This window comes from Streptomyces ruber (genome assembly GCF_014648075.1).
GTDB lineage: Bacteria > Actinomycetota > Actinomycetes > Streptomycetales > Streptomycetaceae > Streptomyces > Streptomyces ruber.
On the sequence record NZ_BMQK01000002.1, the window covers coordinates 750,378 to 764,027 of the forward strand.

Sequence of the window (13,650 nt, forward strand, 5' to 3'; positions counted from 1 at the left end):
ACCGGACGGGTCCGGACACCGGGCACGGGTGAGGACGGATGGCATGGGACTGATCGGTGAGGTGCTGCTGCTGCCGTTCGCACCCGTGCGTGGCGGCTTCTGGGCGATACGACAGGTACTCGCCGAGGCCGAGCGCCAGTACTACGACCCGGGCACCATCCGGGCCGAGCTCGCCCGCCTCGAACAGCTCCTGGAGGCGGGAGAGATCGACGAGGAGGAGTTCGACCGGCAGGAGGACGTGCTCCTGGACCGGCTGGAGATCAGCGCGCAAAGGGGCGCGGGAACGGGCAACGGGACGACAGGATGAATCGACTGGGACTGGGCCTCGCCGTCGGGGCCGGATATCTGCTCGGGCGGACGAAGAAGATGAAACTGGCGTTCGCCGTCGGGACCATGGTGGCGGGCAAGCGGATGAACCTGAGCCCGCGCGGGATCGCGGACCTGGTCTCCCAGCAGCTGCAGAACAACCCGCAGTTCAAGGAGATCGGCGACCAGATCCGCGACGATCTGCGCGGTGTCGGCAAGGCGGCCTCCGGGGCGCTGGTCGAGCGGCAGATCGAGGGGCTGGCCGACCGGCTGCACGGCAGGACCGCCCAGGTGCGCGACCAGCTCGCCGGGGTGACCCCCGACCTGCCCGGCCGCTCCCGCGACGACGACGAGCCGTACGACGACGAGCCGTACGACGAGGACGACCACGACGCGTACGACGACGGCGACGAGCGAAACCGCCGCGCCGGGCGTGACGAGCGCGACGAGCGCGACGAGCGCGAGAACGAGCCGGAACCGCGGGACCAGGACCGGGACGAGGAACCGGAACGGCCCCGGGCGAAGGCGCCGGCGAAGAAGGCCGCGTCCAGGAAGCCGTCCGGAGAGGGCGACGCCAAGACGGCGGCCGGCAAGGTTCCGGCGCAGAAGAAGGCCGCGGCGAGGAAGACCGCGAAGAAGGCCCCCGCCAAGAAGACGGCCGTGGCCAGGCAGGCCGCCTCCGGGACCCGTTCCCGGTCGCAGCGCGAGGGCGGTGACCGATGACCGAGACCGTGCGTTCCGCGGCGAACGGCGCCAAGGACGGCCCACTGGCCGGACTGGCGAAGAGCGAGGCGGCCGACCGGCTGAAGGCCGAGGTGCAGGACTACCTCGCCGCGCAGGCGACGCGCCTGCTGACCGGTGTCGGCCGCAAGCTCGGCGAGACCACCGGCAAGCTCAACGACATCGCCGAGGGCAACAGCCCGGGCTTCGCCAAGCTCGCCCTCGACGGCGGCCGCAAGCTCGCCGAGGGCAAGGGCCCCCTGCGGTCCGCCGTGGAGATCGGCGCCTCGCGCGCCAAGGACAACGTGGTGGGCGCGCTGAAGAACCTCGGCGGAGGCAAGGGCGGGCGCAAGGGCGGTGCCGGCCAGAAACCCACCGTCATCATCGAGTCCATCGACGTGGGCGTCTCGCTGCGCACCGCCTACGACCAGTGGACCCAGTACCAGACCTTCAGCACCTTCGCCAAGGGCGTGAAGAGCGCGAACCGGGCCGACGACACGCACTCCGACTGGCAGATGAAGATCTTCTGGTCCAGCCGGAGCTGGAAGGCCCACACCACCGAGCAGGCTCCGGACGACCGGATCGTGTGGACCTCGGAGGGCGCGAAGGGCACCACCAAGGGCGTGGTCTCCTTCCACGAGCTCGCCGAGAACCTCACGCGCGTCATCCTGGTGATCGAGTACTACCCGAAGGGCCTGTTCGAGAAGACCGGCAACATCTGGCGGGCCCAGGGCCGCCGGGCCCGTCTCGACCTGAAGAACTTCGCCCGGTTCATCATGATGCGCGGCGAGGCGGAGGACGGCTGGCGCGGCGAGATCCGTGACGGCGAGGTGGTCCGCACGCACGAGGACGCCGTCGCGGAGGAGCAGCAGGAACAGGAACAGCAGGAACAGGAACAGCAGGGCGAGGACCCCGAGGCGTCCGACGAGGCCCACGAGTCCGGGGAACCGGACGAGCCGGACCAGCCGGAGGAGGAGGAGTCCCCGGAGCAGGAGTCCGAGGAGCCCGCTCAGGAGGCCGAGGACGAGTACGACGGCGAGTACGGCGACGAGGAGGAGTACGAAGGGGACGAAGAGGCCCCGGAGGACGCTGCCGAGGAGGTGCCGGAGGAGGAGCCGGAGGGCGCGCCGGAGGAGGAGTACGAGGACGAGTACGGCGACGAGTACGAGGACGAGGACGAGGGCGACCGGGCCCCCGCGGGCGGTGGCCGGCGGTGACGTTCCCCGGCGGTGGCCGAGCCCCTGAGCCGTTCGGGCAGAGCGGCGGGGCCAACCTCGCCGACGTCCTCGAACGCGTCCTCGACAAGGGACTCGTCATCGCGGGGGACATCCGCGTCAACCTGCTCGACATCGAGCTGCTCACCATCAAGCTCCGCCTCGTCGTCGCATCCGTCGACAAGGCCAGGGAGATGGGTATCGACTGGTGGGAGACCGACCCCGCCCTGTCCTCGCGCGCGCACCGCGACGAACTCGCGCACCGCGACGAGCTCGCCCGTGAGAACGCCGCGTTGCGCGCGCGGCTCGCCGAACTGGAACGCGGCCGGGGCCAGGGGGGCACCTCCCGGAAGCGTGTGGCACGCCGGGAGGGCGCCCCCCTGGAGCGCGGCCGCGTCCGAGAGGAGCCGTCATGACCGCCGGCCTGCGCTACGTCTACGCCATCTGCCGTCCCTTCGGCGCCGCCCTCCAGGCCCAGCTGACGGGGGTGGCGGGCGTGCCGCCGAAGCTGTTGTCCCACCACGGGCTGGTCGCCGTGCTCAGCGAGGTGCCGGAGGACGACTTCGCGGAGGGTCCGCTGCGGGCCCATCTGGAGGACCTGGACTGGCTCGGCTCGACCGCCCGCGCCCATCAGGGCGTGATCGACGCGCTCACCACCGTCACCACTCCGCTGCCGCTGCGGCTCGGCACCGTGTTCCGGGACGACAGCGGCCTGCGGACGATGATCGAGGCCCGGGAGGCCGAGTTCCGGCGCACGCTCGACCGGCTGGAGGGGCGGGTGGAATGGGGCGTCAAGGTCTACCTGGACACGGAGCCCGCCGCGCCCGCACCGGCGGAGAAGGCCGCCTCGGGCCGTGACTACCTGCGGCAGCGGCAGGTACGGACCCGCTCGCGGGACGAGATGTGGGAGGCCGCCGAGACCTTCGCCCGCGCTCTGCACCGATCGCTCGCCGGGCGCGCCGAGGATCACCGGATGCACGCGCCGCAGAACTCCGTGCTGTCCGGCGCCGCGGGGCAGAACGTGATGAACGCCGCCTATCTGGTGCCGCGGGGAGGATCGGAGGAGTTCGTGGAGCTCGTGGACCGCGCCAAGGACGACACCCCCGGACTGCGCGTCGAGCTCACCGGGCCCTGGGCGCCGTACTCCTTCACCGAGGACACCGAGGACACCGAGGACACCGAGAACACAGAGAACACCGAGGAGGAGCGGGCGTGACGGTCGTGGAACGCCGCGAGATCGCCCTCGTGGACCTGCTCGACCGGCTGCTCGCGGGCGGTGTCGTCATCACCGGTGACCTCACCCTGCGCATCGCCGACGTCGACCTGGTCCGCGTCGACCTGAACGCGCTGATCAGTTCGGTGAACGGGAAGGTGCCCCCGCCGTGGCAGGAGACACCGCGGGAGGAGACGCCGTGAACCGGCTGGAACTGGAGCCGGACACGGTGGAGCGCGATCTCGTCAAGCTCGTGCTCACCGTCGTCGAACTGCTCCGTCAGCTCATGGAGCGCCAGGCCGTGCGCCGTTTCGACACCGGGGAGCTGACCGAGGAGCAGGAGGAGCGCATCGGACTCACCCTGATGCTGCTGGACGACCGCATGACCGAACTGCGGGAGCGGTACGGACTGCGGCCCGAGGACCTGAACCTGGACCTCGGGCCGCTGGGACCGCTGCTCCCGCGGCACTGATCCCGCCGGTGTGCTCCGTACCGGCTACCAGCGGTACCAGCGTCCGCGTGTCCCGGAGGCGCTCGTGCCGCGCAGCAGGAAGCCGAGCGCCCAGAGGACGACGACGGCCAGGGCGATCCAGAAGAAGACCTTCGCCACGAATCCCAGACCGAACAGGATGACGGCCAGAAGCAGGACGATCAAAAGGGGAACCATGATGCCACCTCCTGCTCTCCGTATGACCCGAAATCCTTGAATCAGGCATCACCCGGCTGTTTATTCACCGCTCGCGCGGCCCGTGCGGGACCAGCGGCCGGTACACCGTCAGCGCCTCGGGGAGCTTGGACAGGCGCAGCTCGCCCGCCACGTCGGTGACCTCACCGTCGTACGCGAGGAGGGTGCCCGGGGCGAGGCCCTCCACCTGGAGCCGTGGCACGCGCACCGCGGCGTGCGCGGGGGAGCGGGTCAGCGGGCCGGCCAGGGCCGCCGCCACCAGCCGCAGGGCCGGGCGGCGGCCGCCGTGCACCACGCGGACGTCGAGCTGCCCGTCCGCGAGGCCGGAGCGGCGGCCCGGGGTGAGCCCCATGCGGTGGTACGTGCCGTTGCCGGCGAACAGCAGCCACACCGGGTGCGGCCGGTCCTGGAACCGGGTGCGCAGCGGATGGCGGTCCGCTCGCAGCACGCGCAGCGCACCGAGCACACCGGCGGGCCAGCCGCCGATCCGCTCCTCCCGGTGCTCCCGCTCGCGCACCAGCTCCGGGTAGACGCCCAGGCTGCACGTGTTGAGGAAGATCCCCTCCTTCTCCGGGCCTTCCTCCGCGCCCTCCTCGGGGCCAGAGGCGAACCGTCCGACGTCCACCTTGACGGCCTCGCCCTTCCGCACGGCGTGGCCGAGGGCCCGCGCGTCCTCGACGCCGAGGTCCGCCGCGAAGTGGTTGAGGGTCCCGCCCGGGAGGACCGCGAGGGGCAGGCCGTGGCGCAGCGCGGCCCCGGCGGCCGCGTTCACCGTGCCGTCGCCGCCGCACACACCGAGCACCCGCGCACGGGCGGCCGCCTTCTCCAGCGCGTCCGGCAGGTCCTGCGGCTCGCACTCCACGGTCTCGGCGCGCGGCAGGACCTCCTGCAGGGCGCTGACGCGGTCGGCGGTGCCCGCGCCCCGGTTGACCACCACGACGAGGCCCTCCCCGTCGGGCAGTGCGGGCGCCTCGGCCCGCGGGTACCCGGACGACGGGAGCCGGTCGCGGGCCGGCACCAGACCGCGTACGACATAGGCGGCGCCCACGCCGAGGGCCGCGCCCGCGAGCACGTCGCTCGGGTAGTGCACCCCCGTGTACACGCGCGAGAGCGCGACCGCGGCGGCCATCGGCGCCACCGCGGCGCCCAGGCCGCGGGTCTCCAGGGCGACACCCGCCGCGAAGGCCGCCGCCGACGCGGAGTGGCCCGAGGGGAACGAGGTGGTGATCGGCTGTCGCTTCAGCTGCCGCACCAGCGGCACCTTGTCCAGGACCGGCCGCGGCCGGCGGACCGAGCGCTTGCCCACGGTGTTGATGGCGGCCGAGGCCAGCGTCAGCGAGGCCAGGCCCCGGACGGCGGCCCGGCGGGCCCGCGGGCTGCCGGTCGCGGCGAGGCCGGCCGCCACGGCGAACCAGAGCTTGCCGTGGTTCGCGGCCCGGGTCAGCCGGGGGAGCACGTGGTCGCCGCCCGGCCAGTGACGGGTCGCCACCGCCTCGAACAGGCGGCAGTCCAGGGCGAGGAAACGGTCCCGTAGGACGTGGGGGCCCGGCGGGCGGACGGTGAGGTCGACGTCTGCGGTCATGGATCACACGTACCCCGGGGCGGCCCTTTTCTGCCAGCGCCACAGGTCGCGCGGGCCGACGGCGACACGCCCGCCGGACGGGGGAAGGACTCGGCCGGTGGCCGGCCCCGCAAAACGGATTGCGGGGCGGTATCGGCCACCCGGACAATGCGTGCCCATGGGACATCTGGAAGCCGCACACCTCGAGTACCACCTCCCCGACGGGAGGACCCTGCTCGGCGACGTGTCCTTCCGGGTGGGGGAGGGCAGCGTCACGGCCCTCGTCGGGCCCAACGGCGCGGGCAAGACCACCCTCCTGCGGCTGCTCTCGGGCGAGCTGAAACCGCACGGCGGGACGGTCACCGTGAGCGGCGGCCTCGGTGTGATGCGGCAGTTCGTGGGGTCCGTACGGGACGAGTCGACCGTACGGGACCTGCTGGTCTCCGTGGCGCCGCCCCGCATCCGGGAGGCGGCCCGGGCCGTCGACCGCGCCGAGCACGCCATCCTGACCGTGGACGACGAGGCCGCCCAGCTGGCCTACGCGCAGGCCCTCTCCGACTGGGCCGAGGCACGCGGCTACGAGGCCGAGACGCTGTGGGACATCTGCACCACGGCCGCGCTGGGCGTGCCGTACGAGAAGGCGCAGTGGCGGCAGGTGCGCACGCTCTCCGGCGGCGAGCAGAAGCGCCTGGTCCTGGAGGCCCTGCTGCGCGGCACGGACGAGGTGCTGCTCCTCGACGAGCCCGACAACTACCTCGACGTCCCCGGCAAGCGCTGGCTGGAGGAGCGGCTGGCGGAGACCCGCAAGACCGTGCTGTTCGTCTCCCACGACCGGGAGCTGCTGGCGCGTGCCGCCGAGCGGGTCGTCAGCGTGGAACCCGGCCCGGCGGGCGCGGACGCGTGGGTGCACGGCGGCGGTTTCGCCACCTACCACGAGGCCCGGCGGGAACGCTTCGCCCGCTTCGAGGAGCTGCGGCGCCGCTGGGACGAGAAGCACGCCCAGCTGAAGAAGCTGGTGCTGACCCTGCGGCAGGCGGCGGGGGTCAGCGACGACATGGCGTCCCGCTACCGCGCCGCGCAGACCCGGCTGCGCAAGTTCGAGGAGGCCGGACCGCCGCCGGAACCGCCGCGCGAGCAGGACATCACCATGCGGCTCAAGGGCGGCCGCACCGGCGTACGGGCCGTCACCTGCGCCGGGCTGGAACTGACCGGCCTGATGAAACCCTTCGACCTGGAGGTCTTCTACGGCGAACGGGTCGCCGTCCTCGGCTCCAACGGCTCCGGCAAGTCCCACTTCCTGCGCCTGCTCGCGGGCGAGGACGTGGCGCACACCGGGCAGTGGAAGCTCGGGGCGCGCGTCGTCCCCGGGCACTTCGCCCAGACGCACGCCCACCCCGAGCTGGAGGGCCGCACCCTCCTCGACATCCTGTGGGCCGAGCACGCCCAGGACCGCGGCGCCGCGATGTCGCGGCTGCGGCGGTACGAGCTGACGAACCAGGCCGAGCAGGTCTTCGACCGGCTCTCGGGCGGCCAGCAGGCCCGCTTCCAGATCCTGTTGCTGGAACTCCAGGGCGTGACCGCGCTGCTCCTCGACGAGCCGACGGACAACCTGGACCTGGAGTCGGCGGAGGCGCTCCAGGACGGCCTGGAGGCCTTCGAGGGAACGGTCCTCGCGGTCACGCACGACCGCTGGTTCGCCCGCTCCTTCGACCGCTTCCTCGTCTTCGGCTCCGACGGCCGCGTACGCGAGACGGCGGAGCCGGTGTGGGACGAGCGGCGGGTGGAACGGGCCCGCTGACGCTCCGCTTCCCGTCCTGCTGAGGGTCGTGGGTCACGTCCAGCGCAGCAGCGCGCCCAGACCGCCCACCGGCGCGTCGGTGTCGTCGACCACGGTCACCGAGACGGCCGGGGCGCCCGTCGCCACCATGGCGCGTACCAGCGCGTCGTCCGCGCGGGCCGGCCACGCCTCCCGCTCGCCGAAGGCGCGCAGGTCGCCGCGGCGCACCGCGAGCTGGTCGGGGTCCTCGCCGACCCACACCTCGGTGTGCGCGTCGGAGCCGTCCAGCCGGACCAGGAGCTCGTCGATGCGGTGCTCACGGGCCGCCTCGATCACCGCGGGCACGCCCTCCACGGCCCGGGCGCGCCCGTCGGGGCCCGGCGCCCGCGCGGCCAGGAACCGCCCGAGGTCGTCCGCCGCCCGCTGCCGTACGTGCTCCTCGCGGATGCGCTCCACGTCGCCGTCCAGCAGCCTGCTGCCGGCCCCGTGCCCGGTCTCCGTCACACGGTCCCGCAGGTGCCTGGGCAGCAGCTCGTGCACCGACCGCCGCTCCCGGACGTCCCCGACCAGGATCAGCAGGTCGGCCCGGGTCTCCTCCTGGCAGGCGGCGAGCGCCTCGGCGACCTCCGCCGTGTTGTGCTCCCAGGTGTTCTCCACCTTCAGCTGGAAGTGCCGCTCGGACCATGCGGCCGAGCCGGTCTCGCGCAGTGGCCACTGCCGGCCGGTCACCGTGCCGGCGTCCCGGCTGCCCAGCGCGGAGCTGCGCAGTTCGAAGTCCGCGCCCCGCCGGTCGATGTACGCCACCAGGCACAGCGGGTCCTCGCCCGCCAGCTCCAGCAGCGGCGCGGTGTGCGGCAGCGGTGACCAGTGGGCGGTGCTGCCGACCGCCGGACGCCGGGCCAGCGGGGTGTCGAGGACCACCCGGCCGTCGCGGGCGAACAGCGCCCGCCCGTGCGGATCGGTCGCGTGGCGCAGGTCGTGCACCGCGTCGCGCACGGCCCGGCACGTCCGCTCGTCGGCACCCTGGGCGGCCAGCTGTCCGGACAGGGCGTCGGCCGTCAGCGTGCGCTCGTGGGCCATGTTCTCCGTGTGCCGGGAGAGATCGACGTACACGGAGGCCCAGGGCCCGGGGTGTTCGTACAGGGGGTCGAGAAAGGCGAGCTCCATGGCTCCCTCCCGGGGGCTGCTCGGGGTAACGCTTGCGGGGCGGGTACCCGGACCGCATGAAGGAACACGACGAGCGGGGTACCACCATGACCGGAGTCGACCCCCGTCAGCTGGACGACCAGCAGCTGATGAAGGAGCTGGAGACCATCCACCGCACCCGGCACGACACGCTCCTGCACGGTTCGAACGACGCGCTGCGGGTGCACAACGAGCGCATGGCGGAGCTGGAGGGCGAGTACCTGCGCCGCAACCCGCGCCGTGTCGTGGCGGCCGGCCGCACGCGCGAGGGCGCGCGCGAACGGGAGGCCGAGGACTGAGACACCCGCACACACCGCGACGGCTGCCGTGACGGACATTCGGTCCGTCACGGCAGCCGCCGCCGTGTGTGCGGTGCCGGGCTCCGGCGGCTCAGCCGTTCCGGCGGGACGCCTCCTCGCCGAACACGCTCAGGAGGGAGTCGCAGAACGCCTTCAGGTCGTCCGGCTTGCGGCTGGTGACCAGCTTGTTGGGGCCGCCCTCGCAGATCTTCACCTGCTCGTCGACCCACTCGGCGCCCGCGTTGCGCAGGTCCGTCCGCAGGCTCGGCCAGGAGGTCAGCGTCCGGCCGCGGACGACGTCCGCCTCGATCAGCGTCCACGGGGCGTGGCAGATCGCCGCGACCGGGAGGCCCTGGTCGAAGAAGTCACGGACGAACGCCACGGCCTTCTCGTCGGTCCGCAGGGCGTCCGGATTGGCCACGCCGCCCGGCAGGACGAGCCCGTCGAAGTCCCCGGCGGAGGCTTCCGCGACCACCTGGTCCACGCGGAACGTGTCCGCCTTGTCCAGATGGTCGAAGCCCTGCACCTCGCCGCTCTGCGTGGACACGAGCACCGGCTCGTGGCCCGCGTCGGCCACGGCCTTCCACGGCTCGGTGAGCTCGACCTGCTCGACGCCCTCGGGGGCGGTCAGAAACGCGATACGCATGAGATCCTCACTGTCCTTTCCGTGCGCGCCGGCGGGCCCTGCCCGCCCGGGACCGGGCCCTCCTCCCGGCGCGCTTCCTCTCGTTCCTCGCCGTACGGAGACAGCGCCTGAGCTCCTCGCCGTACGGCAGCACCACACAGGTGCCGATCGCCAGCCCGATGCCCGCGAGGTACCCGGGCGGCAGCGGCCGGCGGCGCGGTAACAGGCGCCACGCGCCGGGATCCGCGCCCCCGCCCGCCAGCAGCGACCTCACCTGGTCCGCGTGCAGGCACATCAGCGACGCGAGCGCCGCGAACGGCAGCGACTCCAGGAAACTGTGGACGTGCTGCTCGGCGGGCGTGACCTCGCGGCCGCTGTCGACGGCGGTCCGCACGTCCCACAGCGCCGTCGCCTCGTGCGCCGCCGCCCCCGCGAGCTGCACCGACAGCAGCAGGGGATTGACCTCGTAGCGCAGCGTCAGCGCGATGGGCACGCCGATCTCGGTCATCATCAGGGCGTGGATCAGGGACTCCTTGGTCCCCGACGTCTCCTCGATGCGGGTGCGCCGGTGCATCACCCAGTCGGCCACCCCGGGGACGAACCACGACGGCAGCAGCCCGTACATCAGGTACCGGGTCGTCGCCTCGCCCACGTCGACCGTGGTGGACGGACCGGTCCGGGCCGTCCGGTGCGGGCGCACCCCACCCGCGGTCACGACGGGGCCGGTCGTCGCGGGCCCGGTGATCACGGAGCCGGCCGTGGCGGACGCGGTCATAAGAGGCCTCCGTCCGGCCAGCCGTCCGGCTCGGCCCGGCTGATGTCGGCCAGCGCCGACGCCGGGTCCTCGGCCAGGGCCAGGTCGCCGAGGCTGACCATGCCGACCGGATGACCGTCCTCGACGACCGGCAGCCGCCGTACGGCGTGGTCGCGCATCAGCCCGACGGCGGCGGACACCGCGTCGTCGGGGCCCACGACCACCGGGTCCGGCGTGCACACGGCCTGGGCGCTCACCGTCAACGGGTCCGCGCCGTCGGCGACGGCGCGGAGGGTGATGTCGCGGTCGGTCAGCACGCCGACGAGCCGGTTGCCGGTCGTGACGAGGACGTCTCCGATGTCCTGCGCCCGCATCAGCTGCGCCGCTTCCACGAGCGAGGTGTCCGGCCGGACCGTGACGACCCCGGGCGTCATGACCTCCCTGACGTAATCAGCCATGGTCGTGGCCTCCCCTTCTCGCGTTCTCGCGCTTCCGCGCCGACGCACGCGATCCGATGCGTACGCCTGCTCGACAGTCGAAAGTGACGTCGCCGCAGTACCCCGGAGCGGGGCACCCATGCTTCGGCGTCCGCCCGGGAGGCCGGTACGCGTCAGGCGCTCTCCGTCGTCCCCACGACCGCCTCCGCGAGGGCGTGCACGGTGGGGTACCGCTCGTCCTCCGGCAGCCCTTCGACGGCCTCGACGAGTCCGTCCGGGACGCGCTTGTCCCGCAGCTCCCCGACCAGCTCGCGGGGGCCGGCGGGGAACGCGGTGCGTCCCAGCGCGCGCGCCAGCTCCAGACGCACCGCCTCCAGCCGGGCGGCCGGGGTGCGGCCGGGGGCCACCGGGTTCTGCCAGACCTCGGGATCGTCCTCGGCGGTCGGCTCCGGGTCGTGCCACTCCTCGCTGCGCGTGGGGTGGCCGGACCGGAGCAGGCCCTGCAGTTCGTGCTTCATCTCGTCGTCGCGGTGGACGTTCAGCCGGTCGCTGCCTCGCTGCATCTCTCGCTCCACTCCGAATCTACGCAGGTGGCGACCGCGTACCCGTGAGGCGGGCATCAACACGGATTCCACCGCGGTGCTCCTGGCCGGACCGCGGGGAGAGTGCCGGAACAGCGTGCGGACGGGGCGTGGGCGGGGCACGCACACCACAGGACACGGTGCACCGGCGGGTGCGCCGGAAAACCTCCCGGGGCGTTTGCCGGGGACACCCCGGGGCAGGCGCACACTCAGTGCTTCGGACAGGAGGCACGTCCGTGGGAGCGGCGCACCGCCGCCACGGGTGTGCCCCGCCGATCAGGCCGCGCTTCCACGGTGACCGTCCATCCCAGAGCACCCCTCGAGGGAGTTGCGACGCACCATGCGTACACAGGCACAGGCACACGCCAGGCACTCGCACGACGACGCACCCGACACCGCGGCGGCGTTCCGCCGGCTCGCCGCACTGCCCCCGGGGCGACAGCGCGACGAACTCCGCGAGCGCATCGTGACGGCGTGGCTGCCCATGGCCGAACGGCTCGCGGGCCGGTTCCGCAGCCGAGGGGAGAGCTTCGAGGACCTGCGGCAGGTCGCGGCCCTCGGCCTGGTCAAGGCCGTCGACCGGTACGACCCCGACCGCGGCAACGCCTTCGAGAGCTATGCCGTCCCCACCGTCACCGGCGAGATCAAGCGTCACTTCCGCGACCACATGTGGACCCTGCACGTGCCGCGGCGCGTCCAGGACCTGCGCAACCGGGTGCGGTTCGCCTGCCAGGACCTGTCCCAGAGCACCCCCGGCCGGCGGCCCACCGTCGCGGAGATCGCCGAGCACACGGGCCTGGGCGAGGAGGACGTGCAGGCCGGCCTGGAGGCACTGGAGAGCTTCACCGCGCTCTCCCTCGACGCGGAACTGCCCGGCAGCGATGACGGCTACTCGCTCGGCGACGCCCTCGGCTCGCCCGACCCCGCGCTCGACACCGTCGTCGACCGTGAGGCGGTCAGGCCCCGGCTCGCGGCCCTGCCGGAGCGCGAGCGCGCCATCCTCTACATGCGCTTCTTCAACGACATGACCCAGAGCCGGATCGCCGAGCAGCTGGGCATCTCCCAGATGCACGTCTCCCGGCTGATCAGCCGCTGCTGCGACCGGCTGCGGGAACAGGTGCTGCGGGACGCGTCCTAGGCCGTGGCCCCGCCGCCCATGGCCAGCGCGAGGTGACGGGACATCATGTCCACGGCCTGGGCCTCGGCCAGGGAGAACGCCGGCCGGGCGCCCGAGCGGAACAGGGTGAGCACGCCCCGCACGGGGCCGTCCGGAACGGCCAGCGGCACGCACAGCAGCGAGGTGACGTCGGCCCGGACGAGGACCGGCGCCCCCGAGGCGTCCCGGCCGAAGGCGTCCGGATCGGCCGGCCGCACCCTGAGGACCGGGGAACCGCCGCGCGCCGCCTCGACGACCAGCGGGCACGTCGCCGGATCCTGCGCGGCGACGGCCGCGGCCGCGGGCTCCGACGGCCCGAGCACGACCGTACGGGCCGGCCGGCCGCCCCCGGCGGCACAGGGACGGCAGTCGTCCAGCACGTGACCGGTGTCGGCCACCACCCAGTCCGCGAACCGCCCGTGCAGCACGCGCGCGGCCCGCCCGAGGGCGCCGTCCGCGGGCCCGTCGAGCAGGGCCGTGGTCATCGCGTCCACCAGGTCCAGGAGTGCCGCGTGCCTGGTCGTCTCGGCGAGGTCGGGCACCGGGCGCGCGGACGGCCCGGCCGCCGGGCCGTCGGGCGCCGCGGGCTGGAGCAGTACCAGCACCACCGTCCGCGGCTCGCCGCTCGGCCGCAGCGCGGTCAGGGTCGCCCGCACCGGGGCCGAGGGGCACTGCTGGAGATGGACGGTGAGACTGCGGTCGCCCTCCCCGCGGGCCACCGCCGCCGCCTGGGTGCGGAACGCCACCCGGTCGGCGTGCGCCAGGAACCCGGTCATCGGCCGTCCCGTGGCGTAGCCCGCCCGCACGCCGGTGAAGGAGCTCGCCGCCGCGTTCATCCGGCGCACCACCGTCTCGCGGTCCACCAGCGCGACGGGCAGCGGCAGCCGCTGGAGGGCCCCCTTCAGCAGCTGCAGTTCCTGGTGCTCCCCGGTGCCCCCGCCGGGCGCGGCCGACGAGAAGAGCCGCTCGTATCCGGGCCACAGCCGGTCGGCCACGTGATCGAGCTCGAAGATCGCCGCGTCCAGCACGGTGGGCAGATCGTCCCTGGGCACCGACCGGGCGGCCTTGAGCTCCGCGACACGGCGTACGAAATCCGCGAGTTCCTCACCGAACTCGTCCGTCTGCGCCATGCCCCGA

At 73.5% G+C, this 13,650-nt stretch carries 18 protein-coding genes; 10 read left to right on the forward strand and 8 right to left on the reverse strand.

Annotated elements, in window-relative coordinates; all coding sequences use genetic code 11:
• The first annotated feature begins 43 nt into the window (after nt 1-43).
• From IEZ04_RS07765 to IEZ04_RS07795, 7 genes are read left to right on the forward strand one after another with little or no spacing between them, the layout of a single operon-like run.
• Nucleotides 44-307: a gas vesicle protein GvpG gene (locus tag IEZ04_RS07765; protein WP_189215934.1), complete on the forward strand. Its 264-nt coding sequence runs from the start codon at nt 44-46 to the stop codon at nt 305-307.
• Complete coding sequence (locus tag IEZ04_RS07770; RefSeq protein WP_189215935.1) at nt 304-1,029, forward strand: DNA primase; 726 nt, start codon at nt 304-306, stop codon at nt 1,027-1,029. Before IEZ04_RS07765 ends, IEZ04_RS07770 begins: the two co-directional genes overlap by 4 nt.
• Nucleotides 1,026-2,243: an SRPBCC family protein gene (locus IEZ04_RS07775; protein ID WP_189215936.1), complete on the forward strand. Its 1,218-nt coding sequence runs from the start codon at nt 1,026-1,028 to the stop codon at nt 2,241-2,243. The genes IEZ04_RS07770 and IEZ04_RS07775 overlap by 4 nt, the downstream gene beginning before the upstream one ends.
• Nucleotides 2,240-2,656 (forward strand): gas vesicle protein, encoded by a 417-nt coding sequence (locus IEZ04_RS07780; RefSeq protein ID WP_189215937.1) that lies wholly within the window; start codon nt 2,240-2,242, stop codon nt 2,654-2,656. Before IEZ04_RS07775 ends, IEZ04_RS07780 begins: the two co-directional genes overlap by 4 nt.
• On the forward strand, nt 2,653-3,456 hold the full coding sequence (locus IEZ04_RS07785; protein ID WP_189215938.1) for a GvpL/GvpF family gas vesicle protein: 804 nt from the start codon (nt 2,653-2,655) through the stop codon (nt 3,454-3,456). The genes IEZ04_RS07780 and IEZ04_RS07785 overlap by 4 nt, the downstream gene beginning before the upstream one ends.
• Nucleotides 3,453-3,656 (forward strand): gas vesicle protein, encoded by a 204-nt coding sequence (locus IEZ04_RS07790; protein WP_189215939.1) that lies wholly within the window; start codon nt 3,453-3,455, stop codon nt 3,654-3,656. Before IEZ04_RS07785 ends, IEZ04_RS07790 begins: the two co-directional genes overlap by 4 nt.
• On the forward strand, nt 3,653-3,925 hold the full coding sequence (locus IEZ04_RS07795; protein ID WP_189215940.1) for a gas vesicle protein K: 273 nt from the start codon (nt 3,653-3,655) through the stop codon (nt 3,923-3,925). The genes IEZ04_RS07790 and IEZ04_RS07795 overlap by 4 nt, the downstream gene beginning before the upstream one ends.
• Nucleotides 3,926-3,949: 24 nt before the next feature.
• Here the strand turns inward: IEZ04_RS07795 and IEZ04_RS07800 are convergent, their stop codons facing one another.
• A complete protein-coding gene (locus tag IEZ04_RS07800; RefSeq protein ID WP_189215941.1) occupies nt 3,950-4,120 on the reverse strand; it encodes a hydrophobic protein in 171 nt (56 codons plus the stop codon).
• Between the two features lie 64 nt (nt 4,121-4,184).
• Entirely contained in the window at nt 4,185-5,720 is a 1,536-nt protein-coding gene (locus tag IEZ04_RS07805; RefSeq protein ID WP_189215942.1) for a bifunctional phosphatase PAP2/diacylglycerol kinase family protein, read from the reverse strand.
• A 157-nt stretch (nt 5,721-5,877) separates the two neighbouring features.
• On the opposite strand from IEZ04_RS07805, the gene IEZ04_RS07810 reads away from it, so the two are divergent.
• Nucleotides 5,878-7,497, forward strand: a complete 1,620-nt coding sequence (locus IEZ04_RS07810; protein WP_189215943.1) for an ABC-F family ATP-binding cassette domain-containing protein — start codon at nt 5,878-5,880, stop codon at nt 7,495-7,497.
• Nucleotides 7,498-7,530: 33 nt separating this feature from the next.
• Here the strand turns inward: IEZ04_RS07810 and IEZ04_RS07815 are convergent, their stop codons facing one another.
• A complete protein-coding gene (locus tag IEZ04_RS07815; RefSeq protein ID WP_189215944.1) occupies nt 7,531-8,643 on the reverse strand; it encodes a baeRF2 domain-containing protein in 1,113 nt (370 codons plus the stop codon).
• 56 nt (nt 8,644-8,699) lie between these two features.
• Between IEZ04_RS07815 and IEZ04_RS07820 the strand changes: the two genes are divergently transcribed.
• Nucleotides 8,700-8,960, forward strand: a complete 261-nt coding sequence (locus IEZ04_RS07820) for a DUF6158 family protein (protein ID WP_189215945.1) — start codon at nt 8,700-8,702, stop codon at nt 8,958-8,960.
• A gap of 91 nt (nt 8,961-9,051) precedes the next feature.
• Here the strand turns inward: IEZ04_RS07820 and IEZ04_RS07825 are convergent, their stop codons facing one another.
• The 4 genes from IEZ04_RS07825 to IEZ04_RS07840 form a co-directional block, all read right to left on the reverse strand.
• On the reverse strand, nt 9,052-9,606 hold the full coding sequence (locus IEZ04_RS07825) for a type 1 glutamine amidotransferase domain-containing protein (RefSeq protein ID WP_189215946.1): 555 nt from the start codon (nt 9,604-9,606) through the stop codon (nt 9,052-9,054).
• A gap of 7 nt (nt 9,607-9,613) precedes the next feature.
• Nucleotides 9,614-10,210, reverse strand: a complete 597-nt coding sequence (locus IEZ04_RS07830; protein WP_229820894.1) for a diguanylate cyclase — start codon at nt 10,208-10,210, stop codon at nt 9,614-9,616.
• Between the two features lie 146 nt (nt 10,211-10,356).
• On the reverse strand, nt 10,357-10,797 hold the full coding sequence (locus IEZ04_RS07835) for a CBS domain-containing protein (protein WP_189215947.1): 441 nt from the start codon (nt 10,795-10,797) through the stop codon (nt 10,357-10,359).
• Between the two features lie 152 nt (nt 10,798-10,949).
• A complete protein-coding gene (locus tag IEZ04_RS07840) occupies nt 10,950-11,339 on the reverse strand; it encodes a DUF2795 domain-containing protein (protein ID WP_189215948.1) in 390 nt (129 codons plus the stop codon).
• A 358-nt stretch (nt 11,340-11,697) separates the two neighbouring features.
• On the opposite strand from IEZ04_RS07840, the gene IEZ04_RS07845 reads away from it, so the two are divergent.
• Complete coding sequence (locus tag IEZ04_RS07845; protein ID WP_189215949.1) at nt 11,698-12,495, forward strand: RNA polymerase sigma factor SigF; 798 nt, start codon at nt 11,698-11,700, stop codon at nt 12,493-12,495.
• Here IEZ04_RS07845 and IEZ04_RS07850 read toward each other — a convergent pair.
• Nucleotides 12,492-13,643 carry a PAS domain-containing protein gene (locus IEZ04_RS07850; protein ID WP_189215950.1) on the reverse strand — a complete coding sequence of 384 codons (1,152 nt, stop codon included), beginning with the start codon at nt 13,641-13,643 and terminating at the stop codon, nt 12,492-12,494. The genes IEZ04_RS07845 and IEZ04_RS07850 overlap by 4 nt on opposite strands.
• Between the last annotated feature and the right edge of the window lie 7 nt (nt 13,644-13,650).

Coding starts and splice junctions, on each gene's coding strand:
- IEZ04_RS07765 (WP_189215934.1), top strand. CDS start 44: ATGGGACTGATCGGTGAGGTGCTGCTGCTGCCGTTCGCACCCGTGCGT.
- IEZ04_RS07770 (WP_189215935.1), top strand. CDS start 304: ATGAATCGACTGGGACTGGGCCTCGCCGTCGGGGCCGGATATCTGCTC.
- IEZ04_RS07775 (WP_189215936.1), top strand. CDS start 1,026: ATGACCGAGACCGTGCGTTCCGCGGCGAACGGCGCCAAGGACGGCCCA.
- IEZ04_RS07785 (WP_189215938.1), top strand. CDS start 2,653: ATGACCGCCGGCCTGCGCTACGTCTACGCCATCTGCCGTCCCTTCGGC.
- IEZ04_RS07800 (WP_189215941.1), bottom strand. CDS start 4,120: ATGGTTCCCCTTTTGATCGTCCTGCTTCTGGCCGTCATCCTGTTCGGT.
- IEZ04_RS07805 (WP_189215942.1), bottom strand. CDS start 5,720: ATGACCGCAGACGTCGACCTCACCGTCCGCCCGCCGGGCCCCCACGTC.
- IEZ04_RS07810 (WP_189215943.1), top strand. CDS start 5,878: ATGGGACATCTGGAAGCCGCACACCTCGAGTACCACCTCCCCGACGGG.
- IEZ04_RS07815 (WP_189215944.1), bottom strand. CDS start 8,643: ATGGAGCTCGCCTTTCTCGACCCCCTGTACGAACACCCCGGGCCCTGG.
- IEZ04_RS07820 (WP_189215945.1), top strand. CDS start 8,700: ATGAAGGAACACGACGAGCGGGGTACCACCATGACCGGAGTCGACCCC.
- IEZ04_RS07825 (WP_189215946.1), bottom strand. CDS start 9,606: ATGCGTATCGCGTTTCTGACCGCCCCCGAGGGCGTCGAGCAGGTCGAG.
- IEZ04_RS07830 (WP_229820894.1), bottom strand. CDS start 10,210: ATGTACGGGCTGCTGCCGTCGTGGTTCGTCCCCGGGGTGGCCGACTGG.
- IEZ04_RS07835 (WP_189215947.1), bottom strand. CDS start 10,797: ATGGCTGATTACGTCAGGGAGGTCATGACGCCCGGGGTCGTCACGGTC.
- IEZ04_RS07840 (WP_189215948.1), bottom strand. CDS start 11,339: ATGCAGCGAGGCAGCGACCGGCTGAACGTCCACCGCGACGACGAGATG.
- IEZ04_RS07845 (WP_189215949.1), top strand. CDS start 11,698: ATGCGTACACAGGCACAGGCACACGCCAGGCACTCGCACGACGACGCA.
- IEZ04_RS07850 (WP_189215950.1), bottom strand. CDS start 13,643: ATGGCGCAGACGGACGAGTTCGGTGAGGAACTCGCGGATTTCGTACGC.